The organism is Zeaxanthinibacter sp. PT1, assembly GCF_028464225.1.
Lineage (GTDB): Bacteria > Bacteroidota > Bacteroidia > Flavobacteriales > Flavobacteriaceae > Zeaxanthinibacter.
The window spans coordinates 1,493,007-1,509,452 of the sequence record NZ_JAQPCN010000001.1 but is presented as its reverse complement, the minus strand read 5'-3'; the positions used below and the strand labels follow the sequence as shown (position 1 = coordinate 1,509,452).

16 protein-coding genes and 1 tRNA gene are annotated in these 16,446 nt (G+C 43.6%); 8 read left to right on the top strand and 9 right to left on the bottom strand.

Going from position 1 to position 16,446, the window contains the following annotated elements; all coding sequences use genetic code 11:
- Positions 1 to 35: 35 nt before the first annotated feature.
- Genes PP178_RS06615 through PP178_RS06590 form a run of 6 tightly spaced genes read right to left on the bottom strand, consistent with a single transcriptional unit; the run spans position 36 to position 5,541 of the window.
- Positions 36 to 1,325 (bottom strand): hemolysin family protein, encoded by a 1,290-nt coding sequence (locus PP178_RS06615; RefSeq protein WP_272593519.1) that lies wholly within the window; start codon positions 1,323 to 1,325, stop codon positions 36 to 38.
- A 5-nt stretch (positions 1,326 to 1,330) separates the two neighbouring features.
- Positions 1,331 to 1,531: a hypothetical protein gene (locus PP178_RS06610; RefSeq protein WP_272593518.1), complete on the bottom strand. Its 201-nt coding sequence runs from the start codon at positions 1,529 to 1,531 to the stop codon at positions 1,331 to 1,333.
- Positions 1,528 to 2,133: an LPS export ABC transporter periplasmic protein LptC gene (lptC, locus tag PP178_RS06605; RefSeq protein ID WP_272593517.1), complete on the bottom strand. Its 606-nt coding sequence runs from the start codon at positions 2,131 to 2,133 to the stop codon at positions 1,528 to 1,530. Before lptC ends, PP178_RS06610 begins: the two co-directional genes overlap by 4 nt.
- Before the next feature lie 2 nt (positions 2,134 to 2,135).
- Positions 2,136 to 3,506 (bottom strand): tetratricopeptide repeat protein, encoded by a 1,371-nt coding sequence (locus PP178_RS06600; protein WP_272593629.1) that lies wholly within the window; start codon positions 3,504 to 3,506, stop codon positions 2,136 to 2,138.
- A gap of 40 nt (positions 3,507 to 3,546) precedes the next feature.
- Complete coding sequence (locus PP178_RS06595) at positions 3,547 to 4,812, bottom strand: hypothetical protein (protein WP_272593516.1); 1,266 nt, start codon at positions 4,810 to 4,812, stop codon at positions 3,547 to 3,549.
- A complete protein-coding gene (locus tag PP178_RS06590) occupies positions 4,813 to 5,541 on the bottom strand; it encodes a type III pantothenate kinase (RefSeq protein ID WP_272593515.1) in 729 nt (242 codons plus the stop codon). It abuts the gene before it with no gap.
- 136 nt (positions 5,542 to 5,677) lie between these two features.
- Between PP178_RS06590 and PP178_RS06585 the strand changes: the two genes are divergently transcribed.
- Positions 5,678 to 5,750 (top strand) — tRNA-Phe (locus PP178_RS06585).
- Positions 5,751 to 6,838: 1,088 nt separating this feature from the next.
- On the opposite strand, the gene PP178_RS06580 is transcribed toward PP178_RS06585, so the two are convergent.
- Positions 6,839 to 8,407, bottom strand: a complete 1,569-nt coding sequence (locus PP178_RS06580) for a glycoside hydrolase family 32 protein (RefSeq protein WP_272593514.1) — start codon at positions 8,405 to 8,407, stop codon at positions 6,839 to 6,841.
- Positions 8,408 to 8,528: 121 nt separating this feature from the next.
- Here PP178_RS06580 and PP178_RS06575 point away from each other — a divergent pair, with 121 nt between their 5' ends.
- Genes PP178_RS06575 through PP178_RS06550 form a run of 6 tightly spaced genes read left to right on the top strand, consistent with a single transcriptional unit; the run spans position 8,529 to position 12,887 of the window.
- Entirely contained in the window at positions 8,529 to 9,020 is a 492-nt protein-coding gene (locus tag PP178_RS06575) for a rhodanese-like domain-containing protein (RefSeq protein WP_272593513.1), read from the top strand.
- A gap of 15 nt (positions 9,021 to 9,035) precedes the next feature.
- Positions 9,036 to 9,662: a TIGR04282 family arsenosugar biosynthesis glycosyltransferase gene (locus tag PP178_RS06570; protein ID WP_272593512.1), complete on the top strand. Its 627-nt coding sequence runs from the start codon at positions 9,036 to 9,038 to the stop codon at positions 9,660 to 9,662.
- On the top strand, positions 9,652 to 10,467 hold the full coding sequence (locus tag PP178_RS06565; protein ID WP_272593511.1) for a purine-nucleoside phosphorylase: 816 nt from the start codon (positions 9,652 to 9,654) through the stop codon (positions 10,465 to 10,467). The genes PP178_RS06570 and PP178_RS06565 overlap by 11 nt, the downstream gene beginning before the upstream one ends.
- Entirely contained in the window at positions 10,464 to 11,429 is a 966-nt protein-coding gene (gene arsM / locus PP178_RS06560) for an arsenosugar biosynthesis arsenite methyltransferase ArsM (protein ID WP_272593510.1), read from the top strand. The genes PP178_RS06565 and arsM overlap by 4 nt, the downstream gene beginning before the upstream one ends.
- Before the next feature lie 20 nt (positions 11,430 to 11,449).
- Positions 11,450 to 12,196 carry a DUF547 domain-containing protein gene (locus PP178_RS06555; RefSeq protein ID WP_272593509.1) on the top strand — a complete coding sequence of 249 codons (747 nt, stop codon included), beginning with the start codon at positions 11,450 to 11,452 and terminating at the stop codon, positions 12,194 to 12,196.
- Positions 12,183 to 12,887, top strand: coding sequence for a TIGR04283 family arsenosugar biosynthesis glycosyltransferase (locus PP178_RS06550; protein WP_272593508.1), 705 nt, complete (start codon positions 12,183 to 12,185; stop codon positions 12,885 to 12,887). Before PP178_RS06555 ends, PP178_RS06550 begins: the two co-directional genes overlap by 14 nt.
- Before the next feature lie 8 nt (positions 12,888 to 12,895).
- Here the strand turns inward: PP178_RS06550 and PP178_RS06545 are convergent, their stop codons facing one another.
- Positions 12,896 to 13,909, bottom strand: coding sequence for an N-acetylmuramoyl-L-alanine amidase (locus PP178_RS06545; protein WP_272593507.1), 1,014 nt, complete (start codon positions 13,907 to 13,909; stop codon positions 12,896 to 12,898).
- Positions 13,910 to 13,984: 75 nt separating this feature from the next.
- The gene (locus tag PP178_RS06540; protein ID WP_272593506.1) at positions 13,985 to 14,986 is read right to left on the bottom strand and encodes a glycoside hydrolase family 113; all 1,002 of its coding nucleotides are present in this window, start codon (positions 14,984 to 14,986) and stop codon (positions 13,985 to 13,987) included.
- A gap of 110 nt (positions 14,987 to 15,096) precedes the next feature.
- Here PP178_RS06540 and PP178_RS06535 point away from each other — a divergent pair, with 110 nt between their 5' ends.
- Positions 15,097 to 16,446: an NAD(P)/FAD-dependent oxidoreductase gene (locus PP178_RS06535; protein WP_272593505.1), complete on the top strand. Its 1,350-nt coding sequence runs from the start codon at positions 15,097 to 15,099 to the stop codon at positions 16,444 to 16,446.

The following is a 16,446-nucleotide window of genomic DNA, read 5'->3' as shown; positions in this document are numbered from 1 at the left end:
AAGCACTAAAACAGTGGATTCTACAGCCGAGAACTCTAATCCTTATCCAGCACTTCTACGGATACAAGATCTATTTTGTGATTAGAAGATTCCAGGACGGTAAACATAAAATTTGCAATCCTGATCTGGCTGTCCTGCTCCGGTATTTCCCCGGTCTCATTCACGATAAGGCCCCCAAGAGTTTCGTACTCTTCGCTTTCAGGGAGCTCTAACTTATAATTCTCATTGATGTAATCAATTTCCAGGCGTGCTGCGAATTTGTAATGGACATCAGACAACTGTTCTTCATGCAGATCGGTAGAATCGTGTTCATCTTCAATTTCCCCGAAGAGCTCCTCTACAATATCTTCAACGGTCATCACCCCAGATGTACCCCCGTATTCATCTAACACTACAGCCATACTTTTCCTCTTCTTGGTCAATACGTTCAGTATTTCCTGTATTAGCATGGTTTCGGGCACGTATTCAACTGGGAGAAGAATAGTTTTGATGGTTTTGGGCTTTTTGAACAATTCGTATGAGTGCACGTACCCAATGATATTATCAATTGTGTCCTTAAAGACCAGGATCTTTGAATAACCCGTTTCACTAAAGAGTTTAGCCAGGTTTTTAGGGGTCTCATGTAATTCGACCGCCGTTATCTCTGTCCTGGGGACCATTACCTCACGTGCCTTAACAGCAGAAAACTCCAGTGCATTCTGGAAGATCTGTATCTCAGAATCGACCTCATCTGCTTCTTCCACGGTTTCCATCTGTTCCGTAATATAATCCCCCAATTCTATTTTACTGAATGCCAGCTGCACATCATCTCCATCAGTTTTAAAGATCGCCTTCAGGATGAAGTCGGACACACGGATCACAAAATCCGAAATCAAGGAGAAGAAAAAATAGAAGAAGTAAGCCGGGGCTGCCAGGGCTTTTAGAAGTGAATTAGCATAGATCTGGAATAATACCTTAGGTAAAAACTCTGCTGTTACCAAGATGATCACCGTAGATATAATGGTCTGGGTCACCAGGCTGAAATCAGTCAGAATCAACCTAAGGAAGCCGCCAGCATGCGGCAACATACCATTAAACCAGGTCATGAGCAATTCGCCCATAAACAGACCGTAGATCACCAGGGCTATATTATTCCCGATGAGCATGGTGGCGATGAATTTAGAAGGCTTATAAGTGAGTTTTGCCAGCACCTTAGCCAAAAAACCTTCTTGCTTCTTTTCTATCTCTATATGAATCTTGTTAGAGGAAATAAAAGCGATCTCCATCCCGGAAAAGAAGGCCGAGAGGAGCAATGAAATAACAATGATAATAATTTGTGTTTCCAAAATGATCAGGACTTATCCTGCTGTCTGTTTTCAAATTTCTTACGGTAGTTGCGGCGGAACAAAAACATAGCTACGGATACCACCGCAAAGAAAATGAAAATATATGTACCATCCCGGTCAACATTCCAGAGGCTGAAGATTTTGTAAATCGATACAATTGCCACAGCCAGGTAGAGATACTCTGTGTACCTAAGAATCTTTATCATGATTGGTTTTCTTTTATGGTCATCAGACCATAGGTTCTATGTGCATTAAAATATTGAAAATCCCTGTCAAAATCCATTCCCTCTCCGTCCATCACGGTTCCATCTTCAGGGTTGGTGTAACGAAACTTCTCCTGGGTGAAGATCCACTCATTGTCCCGGTCCCAGAACAATTGTGGAGCCTCGAGCTTTTTACCGTCATGGGTTTCTATAACTACGTTCCCCCTGAGATCGATAAGGTCCGTAGCCGAGTATATTATCGCGTAATCGGCATTGATCACACTTTTGTTATTCTCCTCATCAAAGAATTCTACCTGCAAACCTTCCGGGAAGGTCCTATAGGGAAAGGCGAGGTTATCAAAGTCTTTGCTTACAGGGCTCTCCAGGATAGCGATTACCCTTGAGTTCCCGAGATCCTCGCCTTCTAACGGTTCTTTCGTCTCTGTATAAATAAGGGTAAAATCCCTGGCTACACCTTGCGGATAAACTTCCTCACCGGCTTCTTCTCCAACCCGCCTGTAAGTGTCCTGACAGGATATAAAAAGTATTGCCACAGTGAAGACTGTGGCAATGAACTTAAAATTATTTGTAAGCGCTAATCGCATTCTTATAGGTTAGGCACTTTTACGCTACCTCCTACCCAACAGCTAAAACTAACAGTCTTACCGGCCATACCGGAATTAAAGATGTCTGTTTTAGAAGGTGCTTTTGCATTGTAACTGGCAGCTGACTGGTTTGCGGTGCTGCTCAGAGCTGGATCTACCCTTGATGCACGGTTGGCCATATCTGCAGCTTTCCAATAGATAGCCCTCTTTTCAAACGGCGTACTACCACAGTCGTTAGCACTGCTAGCGTACAAATTAGCGATCAGGAGGTAAGCCCTACCGTTAGATGGGTTAGCATCGATTGCCTGTTGCGCAAAGTTGCGTGCTTCAGACTTGCTGGTTCTCCTAACGATGGTTGCAATCTTATACAGAATATTTGATTTCTTATTCGCGTTAGTTTCTAATTCAACCGCTTTACGGAAATCTTCCAAAGCTCCTTTGTTATCACCCGCTTTCTGCTTCAGTGTACCACCATACAAGTATGCGCTTGCAGAAGGTTCCAGTGCTAACTGAGCTTCAAAAAGTTTACGGAAAAGCGGATCGTCTGTACACTCTTTGCTGAACATTCTACCCACAGCTCTCTTCACCCAGCTGACATCGTCTTTTTTGGCTTCAAAGTTCTTCTCGTATAATGGGATCAGGTTATCACAATCTGCCAGGCCACCTAATTTAGAATCGATACTGTTGGCAATTTTACCATAGGTCTCGGAGTTATTAGTAGCCACCCTAAGTTGAGACTTCTCACGCCTGGTTAAAGTTCCGGCGTCTTCTTTTGGAAGCAACTTAGTGATCTGGTCTGTCAGTTTCTGGTTCTCTTCTTCCAATTTCTCGGTCACATCATCATATGCATCAAACACATCCTGCAGTTCTTTTTTACCTGCAGCGTGAAGATCTACCAGGCTGGAAAAGTACAGGTACAGAGCCTTAGGATTTTTAAAATTATCCCTGTCCTCTTTAAATGCCTTATCGAGCATACTGTGAAGTTCTTCATCAGAGGCCATTTTATTATCGTACTGAACAATCGCCTTATCTATAGCAACTCCTGCCTTACTGTATTTCGCAGGGAAATATTCAAGGCTAGCATCGTACAAGGCCATTAGGTCCTTGATGTAACCATCTTTTTCGGCACCGCTGCTATTATCAATCTTGTGCATTAATATTTTCTCCCCCAGGGAAAAGTTAGCTTTATTTATGGCAGGACAGTTGTCGTAAACCATTTTCCAGGGAGTGTAAGCCGCATCGTAGTTCTTCACCTTGGCATGCTCGGCATAAATGGAGAGATTAGTCATACACTCCGGGTTCTGCGCCTGTGAAAAACCAAAGGTCACAAGCCCAAAAACCGCAATCATCATTGCGTAAAAATCCTTTTTCATCTTAGTCTTCATTTAATGTGGTTAAAATAGTAAATTTTTGTCAATCTATTTGTCTTTTTCGGAACCATCTGTCGCTGAGAGACAATCCTACATTGACTTTAAAATATGTTTCTTCGATCAGGTCAGCTACCGTTGTCCCTCTCCTACCTACTTCGAAACCGAGGTTCAGATTAGAAAACTGGAAGCCCAGCGGTATACCAAGACCAAAAGTTATGCCAAAGTCCTTGATCTCCTTATCCCGGATATGCAGACCACTGTTATTCATCCTAAGACCGGCGCGGTAGGTAATGCGATTGAATACATTGTTAAAGGACGTGTAATCAGGAATATAGAATCCTCCCAGCGAAAAACTTGAGGCATCCTGGTAGACAGCTTCTTCTAACTGAACAAATTCGTTCCTGAAGTCACTCATGGGTTGCAAGGTGTATTCTGCACCGACAAACCAATGCAGATCTTCACCTACCCCTAGGCCCAATGTTGTAGCTGTTGGCACTTTTATCTCGGTTCTTTCAAGTCCGCGGGATGCCAGGTCCACGTCTATAATTTCTATCTCTCTACCCGTTGTTGCGGAAAAAGAACCAATACGTTGATCATTCTCCGAAACCAGGTTAGCCTGGGTATTAATGCGCAGTGAAGAGAATAGGGTTAGCTTATCTGTAATCTTCGGACTATAGGTAGCCCCATAATTAAAATCGTAGCCGTTCACCCTGGACTCCCGCAGATCGAGCGTTCCAAATTGCACATCTTCTACCGTTTGTTCACGGCGATCTTCAATTTTACCAAAATTGAAATTCACAGTGGCTCCAATATGCAGGTTTTTCAACAGTTCGTGCCCAAGGGAGAAATACACCTTGTTTAAACCACCTTCACCGGAAAACCGGTTGGTAACTTCCGCACCATTTCCATTAATGCTATTCCCTATCAAGTTATAGCCCACGGAAGAGTATGGCTGCAAGCCAAAACCGGCGCCCCATTTAGGACCCAGGGGAATACCGATAGCGATGTAATCCAGGTTAGTTACAGAAGTAGATTCTTCATCGGTGAAGCTTTTAATACGCATCTCGGTATGAGACAGACCCGCGGTATAGGTGGTTCTCCTCAGTTTCCCGTAGGCAGCCGGGTTCTGGAAATTGACATGTATACTATCCGTATACATACCGAGTCTTCCCATCATCTGATTATCTACTGTAGCCGGAGACCTGAGGTCTCCAATCCCGAAGTAAGAGTAAGGTGATACTGTTCCGTCCTGTGCACATACCCCGTACAATGCAAAGCACAGTATTGCAGTTACTATTTTTTTTACCATTTAACGTTTGTTGTATTCCAGTAGATAATTCAAGCCCTCGAGCAGGAATTTAGAATGCGCAAATATGGTATTTTTTAATCGTTTAGACAAAAATTGCCCATCACCCCCTGTTAAAATAACTGTTAAATATGAAAATCTTTCCCGGTATTGCGTGATGATCCCATCGATCTCATGGCACATCCCGTTCACCACGCCACTATGTATGCAGCTGTCCGTTGTGTTTCCGATAAAGCCAACCATATCTACAGGTTCTAACAGCGGCAATTTAGCGGTCTGTTGATTCAATGCTTTATAACGCATCCGAAGCCCTGGTGATATAGCACCACCCAGGTACTCCCCGTAATCGTTCACAATGTCATAGGTAATACACGTTCCAGCATCAATAACCAGGGTATTCCCGTTGGGATTGTGATAAAATGCAGCTGTTGCTAAGGCCATCCGGTCCACCCCCAGGGTAGTTGGTGAAGCATAAGAATTTTTGAACGGCATTTTAAAGGAGTGATCTAAAACGAATACCTTGCAGAAAATGCAGAGAACATTCATTGCTGTCTTGTCAAGGCAGGTCACGGAAGAAACCATGGCATAGCGGATATTCGGGAATTGTTTGAAGACATTTTTTATCTCCGAAGCAAAATTTTCCATCCCCGTAGTCCGGTAGTCTACCATGGCATTACGGTCATATACAGCAAGTTTCACCTGGGTATTCCCGGCATCGACAATCAGATTCATATTACAAAGATTGTAAAATGATAAAAACGAAATCCATTTTTTTCTTTTTTTGTTTGTAGTTCCTAAATTTGAAAGTATATTTGCCCCCTCTTAAAGCGATATACTTTTAGTTTCGCAAGTAGAAAATTGACGTATTGGTACCTTAGCTCAGTTGGTAGAGCAACGGACTGAAAATCCGTGTGTCCCTGGTTCGATTCCTGGAGGTACCACATTACTCACAAAACCCACTCCACAGGAGTGGGTTTTTTCGTTTTCCAGGAGCGTGAAAAGCTCGCTTTTCTAAGCGAGTGAAAAACGAAAAAAGCAACTGCCGCAGGCAGGAGGGTTTTGTATTTACAGAAGGGGAACTTAAAGGAACACCGAGCGTAGCGAGGTATCTCCTGGATTAGGATTCAATTAAAACTCCAGGCACTGACAACGCAAAGATATTTCTGCATTTTTACAGCTGAATCCTAAGGAACACCGAGCGTAGCGAGGTATCTCCTGGATTAGGATTAAATTAAAACTCCAGGCACTGACAACGCAAAGATATTTCTGCATTTTTACAGCTGAATCCCAAGGAACACCGAGCGTAGCGAGGTATATCCTGGATTAGGATTCAATTAAAACTCCAGGCACTGACAACGCAAAGATATTTCTGCCTTTTTTACAGCTGAATCCCAAGGAACACCGAGCGCAGCGAGGTATCTCCTGGTATGTAAATCAAGAACTCCGAACAGAACTCACCTCTATGTGGTCTGTTTTTCTTTACAGTCGGGCGCTCTAAAAGTGATTTTTCCACTGCTTGTTTCCTGCAGCAGTACCCGTTATCTTTTTGGCATGGGGAGGGGGCTTTCCCCTAAATGGTAGACCGGCACTCAACAACAGCCATTACCTTGAATCCTGAAGTGTCAAAAAGAACCTGACAGACCTCCTTAATACTTCGATTGGAATTTTTCCTGCCTAAAAACCCGGTTTTCCCCTGCTTGTTTCCTGCAGCAGTACCCGTTATCTTTTTGGCATGGGGAGGGGGCTTTCCCCTAAATGGTAGACCGGCACTCAACAACAGCAATTACCTTGAATCCTGAAGTGTCAAAAAGAACCTGACAGACCTCCTTAATGCTTCGATTGGAATTTTTCATGCCTAAAAACCCGGTTTTCCCCTGCTTGTTTCCTGCAGCAGTACCCGTTATCTTTTTGGCATGGGAGGAGGCTTTCCCCAAAAGGATAAATTGTTTTCAGCTTTAGTCCAAATATCGTTTCGAGCTAATTCGGCCACCCTACTTGCTCTAAATGTTAGTTGTTATTGAGCCCCAGATCACCAAACTCGCTCAACGGCACTTATGCCAAATCCATCCAACTGCAATGGCTCATTATCATTATTCATAACATATAACAAGTTATAAGCTTCATTAGGAAATACCTGGGCCGTCATCACATATTGGCCTTTGTTAATGAATATCTCTATAGAAGATCGATCAACCAATATCCTGACTTCAACCGATTCGTTTGGCAATCCATGTATCGGCATTTGCTGAATGGCACCAAAACCTTCTTTGAATGCCGTCTGTCCAGACTCTGACCGGTCCAAACTGAAGATTCCAGAACCCCCATCCATCTTTAAATCCACAGTCTCACCTTCTCCATTCTCCAGGATTACGGAGAAGTTACGGCCCTCGGTCCGGAAAATTATTTCAGATTGCCCTAGAAAATCAGATTCACGCACAATTTTATCTTCGGACGGAATAGATACACTCTCCAATTCACCTTTTTTAATAATCTTATCCAACTCCTCAATAGGGTAATTCAACAAACGAACAGTATCTTTAATTTTTTCAAGGCTTAGATTTCGCGGTAAGGTCATCGCACTTCTCCAAACCTCGGTTGGTGTCTCACGGGCATAATCCCAATTACTCATCCATCCTATAAAGATGCGGTCTCCACCAGGTACATGATTATAGGTTACCCCCGCATAATTATCCGTCCCCCAATCCAGCCACCGAATATCATCATGATCGGCAGTAAATGTTGTCCCGTCAAAATCACCTATAAAATACTGGGTGCCACTTCCGTTATTTGGCGCCCCGGGATTAATACTTATAATCAGCACCCATCGTTCTTCTCCATCAACCTCTAATGGAAATAAATCGGGACATTCCCAAACGCCTCCATGGGCACCACTATCTTTTCCGAACTCGCTCATAAAGTCCCACTGCGTCAGATTTTCCGAACGGTAAAATTGAGCCCGATCACCGGCTACTAAGGCCATGATCCAATATTGCCCCTCATCGTACCAAAAAACCTTTGGGTCCCTAAAATCCCTAATCGCCTGTTCATTATCCAAAACAGGATTTCCTTCATACTTAGACCAGTTCGCCCCCCGGTCCATGCTATAGGCAATTCCCTGGGTTTGAAAATCAGATGTTCCGGCCTGTTCTCCTTCAGGATCGTGATAGGTAAAAATTGCCACTAAAGGAGATTCTCCAGGGGGAGCCAAAGCAGAGGTATTCTTTTCATCATAAACAGCACTGCCCGAAAAAATATATCCCAGGGTATCCGGATACAAGGCGATGGATTTATGCTCCCAATGCAGCAAGTCACTACTAATAGCATGACCCCAGTGCATTGGCCCCCAAACAATGTCTTCGGGGTAATACTGGTAGAAGAGATGGTAAGTCCCATTTTCAAATACCAACCCGTTAGGATCATTCATCCATTTGGCAGGAGGAGTATAGTGGTATTGAGGCCGATATTGTTCACGGTACACCAGGGTATCCACAATAATGGCGTCTTCCCCAAGCCCCGATTTGCTTTCTTCTTTGCATGATATAAAACTGACAACCAATACAACGAAAGTAAGTATGGTAATGGTTAAGGATTTTCTCATATCTTTCTCGCTATATTTCCCTAAAAATACTTAATTATTTTATCATTTTCTTAAGGTGCAGCCTGCCGGGGAACAGTCCGCAAAACAGTATCTTTGCTTAAGGCCTTTATCGCTTTATACTATGCATATCATAAGATTTTTACTCATTCTTTTCCTGATCTCTTCTTGCCAAGGACAGAAGACCATCGAAAAAACTTTAGAGCGTTATAATTCCGGCAGTGTTCCCTATATTAAAATAGAGGAATTGGCAGAAGATGAGCATGCAGTTCGACTCGATGCGCGTGAAATGGAGGAATTTATGGTAAGTCATCTGCCTGGCGCTATCTGGATCGGCTATAAGGAATTTGAACCGGAAACAGTCCGTAATACAATTCCGAACAAAAACACCGAAATTGTAGTCTACTGTTCGGTAGGTGTCCGATCTGAAAAAATCGGGGAAGAGCTCAAAAAAGCAGGGTACACCAATGTAAAAAATTTATACGGTGGTATTTTTGGCTGGAAAAATGCCGGGTACCCGGTTTTAGATCCAAATGGCAACCCGACAGATAAGGTACATGCCTTCAGTAAATTCTGGGATCACCTGCTCGTCAAGGGAGTAAAAGTGTATGAATGATAAAAATTAAACTAATTGATTGAAGATAGAAGCCTGTTGCTCATTTTTACCAGGAACCCGGAATTGGGTAAGTGCAAAACTCGCCTCGCCGCCACTATAGGCGATGAAGCAGCATTGAATATTTATAAATTTTTGTTGCAGCACACGGAGAATGTCACCAGGGATCTTTCCCTGACTAAATGGGTGTGTTATTCTGAAGCCATTAACCCTGATGATCACTGGGATACCGATTATTTTAAAAAGAAACTGCAAATGGGTAACGATCTCGGAGAGCGTATGGAAAACGCCTTCAGAGCTGGCTTCAAAGCAGGATATAAACATATTGCCATTATTGGGAGTGATCTCTATGACCTCAGCTCTAAAGATATAATGAATGCTTTTGAGTTACTTAAGAATTCAGAGGCTGTAATAGGCCCGGCTAAGGATGGTGGATATTACTTGTTGGGCATGAATAAAATACAGCCTGCAGTTTTCAAAAATAAGGACTGGGGTACCGACTCCGTACTTGAAGCAACTTGCCGTGATTTGAAAAGTTTAGACATCACTAAATTGGAGGTGAGAAATGATGTGGACGTATACGATGACATCGCAGAAGTCCCGGCATTTCAACCCTTTTTAAAACATATAAAAAATGACGCATAAACAATTGGAAGAATCAGCCGCCTATCTGCGCGACAGGGGGTTTGACAAGCCTGAAATAGGCATAGTTCTCGGAACCGGTTTAGGTCAGCTGGTAGATTCTATAAAAGACCAGGTTGTGGCCCACTACAACCATATCCCGTTTTTCCCCTTGGCGACCGTTGAATTTCATAGTGGAAAACTTATTTATGGTACCCTTGAAGGCAAGAAGGTAGTTGTAATGCAGGGACGCTTCCACATGTACGAAGGTTACGATGTACTGGACGTTACTTACCCCATCCGGGTAATGCACCTGCTTGGCATTAAAAAACTCTTTATCTCAAATGCAGCCGGGGCAGTCAACTTAGATTTCAAGAAGGGAGATATCATGCTCATCGAAGATCATATCAACCTGCAGGGAGGGTCTCCTCTGGCTTTTAAAAATGTTGCGGAATTCGGGGACCGTTTTGTGGATATGAGTGAACCCTATGACCCGGAAATGCGTAAGCATATTGAAAAGATTGCCCGGGAGGAAGGCATCAGCCTGAGAAAGGGAGTTTACGCCTCTGTCATGGGGCCACAGCTCGAAACCAGGGCAGAATACAGAATGTTGAAGATCATCGGTGCTGATGCCGTAGGAATGAGTACAGTACCGGAAGTAATTGTTGCCAATCATTTACGACTACCTGTAGTAGCAGTGTCTGTTTTAACTGATGAATGTGATCCCGAGAACCTTGAACCTATTAATATAGAGGAGATCCTGGCTATTGCAAGCAAGACCGAACCAAAAATGATAAAATTGTTTAATGAACTAATCAAGAGTATATGAGCTATTTGAACGCTACCAATGAACTGTACAAGGCTGCAGCTCAGACCCCGGATGTGGGATTGTGTTGCACCACTAACCCTGTTTGGCAATTTCCGGGTCTTTCTATCCCTAAGATCATGCAAGAAATGAATTACGGTTGTGGAAGCACGGTCTCTGCACAGGATCTCGTAAACAATCCAAAAGTTTTATACGTCGGAGTTGGAGGCGGTATGGAACTCCTGCAATTCTCTTATTTCTCTCGCCAGGCCGGCGGGGTCACTGGGGTTGATGTTGTAGACGAAATGCTGGAAGCTTCCCGTAAGAATTTTAAGATTGCTGAAGAGGAAAATGATTGGTTCAGCAGCGATTTTGTAAACTTGGTAAAAGGGGATGCGCTGAATTTACCAGTTGCAGATGAAAGTATCGATGTGGCTGCTCAAAATTGCCTTTTTAATATTTTTAAACTCGAAGACCTTAAAAAAGCAGTCTCAGAAATGTACCGGGTGTTAAAGCCTCATGGCCGCCTCGTTATGAGCGACCCCACCTGTGAACAGCAGATGTCTGATGAACTGCGGAATGACGATAGGCTTCGGGCACTTTGCTTAAGCGGTAGTATTCCTATTGCGGATTATGTAAAAGTATTGACGGATGCCGGGTTCGGAACCATTGAGATCCGCGCTAGAAAATCGTACAGGGTTCTGTCTCCCAACCACTACCCTACCGACAACCTGATCCATATAGAATCTATAGAGATTGCCGCTATCAAAGATCCCATGCCTGCTGACGGGCCGTGTATCTTTACCGGTAAAACAGCCATCTACTACGGGGATGAGGAATATTTTGACGACGGGCTGGGTCATGTACTGATGCAAAACCAACCAATCGCGGTATGCGATAAAACCGCCGCTGCCCTGGCTAAAGCTAATCCACAGATCCACGTCAGCGAGAGCACCTGGCATTATGATGGGGGCGGATGCTGCTAATCAAGTAGAAAAGAATTATTATGAACTTAATTATTTCCCTTTTCCTATTTATAGCGATGAGTGCTAATCCCGTTTTGAATCCATTCTCAGTGCTGAAAGCTAATGAAACGGAACAAGAGGACGACCTGCACATGTCATGGCAGTATTTACTGAATAATTATGTAAATGCCGAAGGGAACGTCAATTATGCAGGGATGAAAAAGGAAATAGCTGTTTTAGACACCTATTTAAAAGTTCTTGCTGAAAATGCTCCCTTGGATGAATCAACACAGGAAGAGAAACTCTCCTATTATATCAACTTGTACAACGCAGCGACCGTTAAACTTATTCTGGACAACTATCCTTTGAAGAGCATCAAAGATCTCAGGGACCCGTGGAATAGAAAATGGATATCCATAGGCGACAAAAAAGTTTCCCTAGCTCACATTGAAAACGAGGTATTACGAAAGATGGATGAGCCGAGGATTCATTTTGCCATTAATTGCGCATCATTGTCCTGTCCTGCCTTGGCGCGAGATGCTTTTCGCCCGGGAACCATGGAAAAACAATTACAGGAAGCCACCTTGTCTTTTATCCGGGATTCACAATACAATAGCATCCAGTCTGAAAAGCTTAATATATCCAGGATATTTGATTGGTATAAAGAAGACTTCACCAATAATGGCTCTTTGATAGACTACCTCAATCGTTACAGCAAGGTTGAGATTAATGACAAGGCCACGGTAAGTTATAAAGATTATAACTGGAAACTGAATGACTCCAACTAAACCAGATATCAGTATAATTATACCGGTTCTGAACGAAAGTGAAGTTATCCCAGCCTTACTTTGTCATCTGAACGAGGCCAGTAGCGGGAATCTTAATTTGGAAATCATCGTTGTTGATGGAGGCAGTACAGATGCAACAGCCAAAGTAGCTCATAGTTTAGGTGCAAAGGTGATAACCGCCCCAAAGGGCAGGGCAGCACAAATGAATACTGGCGCACGTGCTTCTTTAGGAGGTATCTTGTATTTTTTGCACGCAGATACTCTCCCACCTAAAGATTTTGACCAGAAGATCATGAGCGCTATGAACCCCGATAGACTAGCGGGATGCTTCAGGATGCGATTTGATCACTCGCATCCGCTGCTACGTTTTTTTGCCTGGTGTAGCCGAATCAATATCAGGCTCTGTCGTGGCGGAGACCAATCATTATTCATTGACAGGCACCTTTTTGAAAAATGCGGAGGCTTTAACCAAAAATACAGGATTTACGAAGACAGTGAATTGATTGGCAGGCTGTATCGATTTACGCGCTTTACTATTATAGCGGATCATGTAGTCACTTCTGCCAGGAAGTACAGGGATCTGGGCATATTTAAGTTACAATACCACTTTGGCATCATACACCTCAAAAATTTCCTGGGCGCCGGGCCGGAGCAATTATATTCCTATTACAACAGGAAAATAGCTTCCTAAGCTACTGCCTATCTCTTACTGTAATCCAGGATAGCACCTTCTGAAATCCACTTGGCCAGCGCCTGCCTGTTGTCCGGGTCCAATATCCGCTGCTGATCCCTTTTATTCCTCAGGTTTCCAATTTCTATATAAGCCATGGCCGGCAGGGTGTTTTTGACAAGGTATAAACTGCTACGGTCAGAGAAAGTTCCTTCATAATCCCTGTTGGGCTGGTATTGCCGGTATTTATTATAAAAGGTATCATGGATGCTTTCGGCCAATCGCTTCCCGTTTTTACTCTTTTCATGGTGATAGAAGAACACATCGATATTCTGACCTCTGCTGCGGCTATCCACGTGGGTAACTATCAATCTCTGGTAACTTCCCATATTCTGGTAGTACAATTTATTTACGGCATCCACACGTTGGCGAAGCCGTTCTAACTGGTTGAGAGGGATCTGCTCATTAGGATAAACAACCTCATCGTTATCAATTTCCAGGGTACGCTCATCCCTTATCCCATCATCAGCATCGCGAACTATGATATACACATTTGCTCCATGCGATAATAATTCCCTGGCCAGGCGTAGTGTTACATCGTAGGCATATTCATCCTCTGCGATCGTCTTACCATTGTACTCCTCTATAGCCCCGGGATCCGGCCCCCCATGACCAGAGATCAGGTAATAAACTGCACCCTTGAGTTTTTCACTCACCGGGCTTACATAGGCCCATTTGCTTCCAAAGATTGGGTATTCGGTGCCATTACCTAATCGCTCTTCAGTCTCCGCTTCCGTAACACTCTCCGGAATATATGGGATACGATATTTTCTACCGGCATAAAGTTCTTGTCCATCCCTGAGGTTGACCTGGTTCATTTCCAGGAAAATATCATAATACCTGGCGGGATCCATCCCTTGTTTACGTAACAGGGAATAAACTCCGTCTCCCCGTTCTGCGGTAACGACAAGTAAGCTGTCCTGCGCGGTACCACTACTGCAGACGGCAAGGAACACTAATACAAAAAAATAATTGATTTTCACTAAAGGTGATTTTACTACAAAGATTATCAAATTTGGGATTTAAATCCAAGTAAGGACCACTTTATATAATTCAGCTTAATATGCTTTGTAATAAGAGCGTATAACGGCCTCTGCCGGTTTATTCTGGGGTGTAAAACGGTTATCAGAACTGCCTCCTGCATTTTCGTGTCCAGGAAACCACTTCCAGACAAACCCCCCGGCAAACCAGTCTTCCCTCCAGAATTCTTCAAAAATCGCGTTTTTAGCATTCACCTGTGCCTGTAAGTTCACCCCCTCCTCGGTACGGTCAACCAACCAGGGTTTATGCGCGGTGTAATCCATACTCCGGTAACCAAATTCTGTAAAGAGCACCTTCTTACGGTGCTCAAGGGACAAAGCTCGTAACTTTTCTTTCCAGGGTTGCCATCCACGTCGCAACTCTTCAGTACTGGGAGTCTTCTTTTCAGATAATGGAAAATAGGCATCTACCCCTATATAATCCAGGGATGACCAAAACGGTACCCTGCCGTACTCATCCCAGTTCGCCGCATAGGTAAGTTTTCCTTTATAGATATCCCTAATTTTGATGATCAGTTGATCCCAAAACCCCGGTCTGTTCTGCACGAATTGCTCCAATTCCGTACCGACACAGAAAATTTCAACTCCACTTTCTTCCGCCACCGAGGCATAGGTAAGAATAAAATCCTCGTAGGATTTTTCCAGGCGCTGCCAATCTTCTTCTGATGTCATCTTCATATTGCCCGTAAATTCTCCTCTCCAGATCCAGATCTGGGGCTTTAGCATCACCTTGATTCGGTTTTTGTGCAACAGCCTTATGTATTGCAGTACCCCTTCCTTGGTTTCCCCATACCATTGACGTTCCGTATTATATATGATATCCGGAGAATTGAGCTCCCTTATAAAACCAAAGGGCATTATCGCGGCATGGGTAGCATGTAGTTCTTTAAGTAGTTCTACGTTTTCCTGAACGGCCTTTTCACGCGTGGCCACAAAACTTACCCCGTTCATTTTTTTAACCACCTTGCTCCCACATTGCCATTGCAACAAACAAAGAAAAATGACTATAATTTTCTTCATGCCTACCAGATATTCTTAATAAAAATAAAGTATAAATCCACATCCCCTCCGTATTGATTGTTAAGTTTTATCTTTAGAGTCGACTTAACCCTTGTAAGCAACCTGATCAAATGGAGCACATAGTCATCATCGGGAATGGGATTTCCGGTATTACCGCAGCCCGGCATATCCGTAAACTTTCCAATAAGAGAATCACTATTATCTCTGATGAAGCAGATTTCTTCTTTTCCCGAACCGCACTGATGTATGTTTACATGGGACATATGCGCTGGAAAGACATTGAGCCTTACGAACCATGTTTTTGGGAAAAGAACAATTTTGAACTTTTAAGGGCCCGGGTTACCGATGTATTACCCGACTCCAAATCCCTTAAGCTATCTGACGGAAGTGATTTCACTTACGACACCCTCATCCTGGCCACTGGCTCGGTAACCAACACCTTTGGCTGGCCCGGCCTTGACCTCAAAGGCGTGCAAGGACTAGTTAGTAAACAAGACCTCGAAGAATTAGAAGAACATGCTCCTACCAAAAACGAATGTCCAAGAGCCGTAATAGTTGGTGGTGGTTTGATAGGGGTGGAATTAGCCGAAATGCTCAGGACCAGGGACATTGAAGTCACCTTCCTGGTGAGAGAAGGTGCTTTCTGGAACGGTGTTCTTCCCCAAGGGGAGGCAAGGATGATCAGCAGGCATATTCAGTCACACCATGTAGATCTTCGCCATAATACCAACTTAAAAGAAATACTGGGAGATGAGAATGGTAATGTCCGTGCTGTTTTAACCGAAGAAGGAGAAGAAATACCCTGTAAACTCGTGGGGGTTACGACCGGGGTGAGACCTAACATTAGTTTCCTGCAAGACAGCCCCATTCATACCGATAGGGGAATTTTAGTGAACCGTTACCTGGAAACAGGGATACCCGGTGTTTATGCCATTGGCGATTGCGCGCAACAGCGAGAGCCTATTGGCAACCGGCCAGCCGTAGAGGCGGTCTGGTATACCGGCAGGATGATGGGGGAAGTGGTAGCACAAACCATCTGCGGAAATAGAACCAAATATAATCCGGGCCACTGGTTTAATAGCGCCAAATTCTTTGACATAGAATACCAGACTTATGGTTGGGTATTTTCCGAGCGGAAGCGGAAGGCGTATGAAAATCATTTTCATTGGATACACCCTGATGACGACAAGTGTATCACCATCGCTTACCATAAAGATACAAGGGAATTCTTAGGCATAAACACATTTGGCATACGTCTGAGACACCAGGTAATTGATCGATGGCTAACAGAAAAAAGGGACTTGGCTTATATCATGAAATTCCTTAAAGACGCGAATTTTGACCCGGAATTTTACGATCATTATGAAAGGGATATAATCTCTGCCTATAACGCCGAATTTGATACTCAATTAAAACCGGCTAAAAAGAACTGGCACCGGATATTCTTTAACACCAAATAA

What these genes read in the sequence shown, in the direction of transcription:
- PP178_RS06610 (WP_272593518.1), bottom strand. Translation starts at nt 1,531, where the DNA reads ATGATAAAGATTCTTAGGTACACAGAGTATCTCTACCTGGCTGTGGCA.
- lptC (WP_272593517.1), bottom strand. Translation starts at nt 2,133, where the DNA reads ATGCGATTAGCGCTTACAAATAATTTTAAGTTCATTGCCACAGTCTTC.
- PP178_RS06600 (WP_272593629.1), bottom strand. Translation starts at nt 3,506, where the DNA reads ATGAAAAAGGATTTTTACGCAATGATGATTGCGGTTTTTGGGCTTGTG.
- PP178_RS06595 (WP_272593516.1), bottom strand. Translation starts at nt 4,812, where the DNA reads ATGGTAAAAAAAATAGTAACTGCAATACTGTGCTTTGCATTGTACGGG.
- PP178_RS06590 (WP_272593515.1), bottom strand. Translation starts at nt 5,541, where the DNA reads ATGAATCTGATTGTCGATGCCGGGAATACCCAGGTGAAACTTGCTGTA.
- PP178_RS06580 (WP_272593514.1), bottom strand. Translation starts at nt 8,407, where the DNA reads ATGAGAAAATCCTTAACCATTACCATACTTACTTTCGTTGTATTGGTT.
- PP178_RS06575 (WP_272593513.1), top strand. Translation starts at nt 8,529, where the DNA reads ATGCATATCATAAGATTTTTACTCATTCTTTTCCTGATCTCTTCTTGC.
- PP178_RS06565 (WP_272593511.1), top strand. Translation starts at nt 9,652, where the DNA reads ATGACGCATAAACAATTGGAAGAATCAGCCGCCTATCTGCGCGACAGG.
- arsM (WP_272593510.1), top strand. Translation starts at nt 10,464, where the DNA reads ATGAGCTATTTGAACGCTACCAATGAACTGTACAAGGCTGCAGCTCAG.
- PP178_RS06555 (WP_272593509.1), top strand. Translation starts at nt 11,450, where the DNA reads ATGAACTTAATTATTTCCCTTTTCCTATTTATAGCGATGAGTGCTAAT.
- PP178_RS06550 (WP_272593508.1), top strand. Translation starts at nt 12,183, where the DNA reads ATGACTCCAACTAAACCAGATATCAGTATAATTATACCGGTTCTGAAC.
- PP178_RS06540 (WP_272593506.1), bottom strand. Translation starts at nt 14,986, where the DNA reads ATGAAGAAAATTATAGTCATTTTTCTTTGTTTGTTGCAATGGCAATGT.
- PP178_RS06535 (WP_272593505.1), top strand. Translation starts at nt 15,097, where the DNA reads ATGGAGCACATAGTCATCATCGGGAATGGGATTTCCGGTATTACCGCA.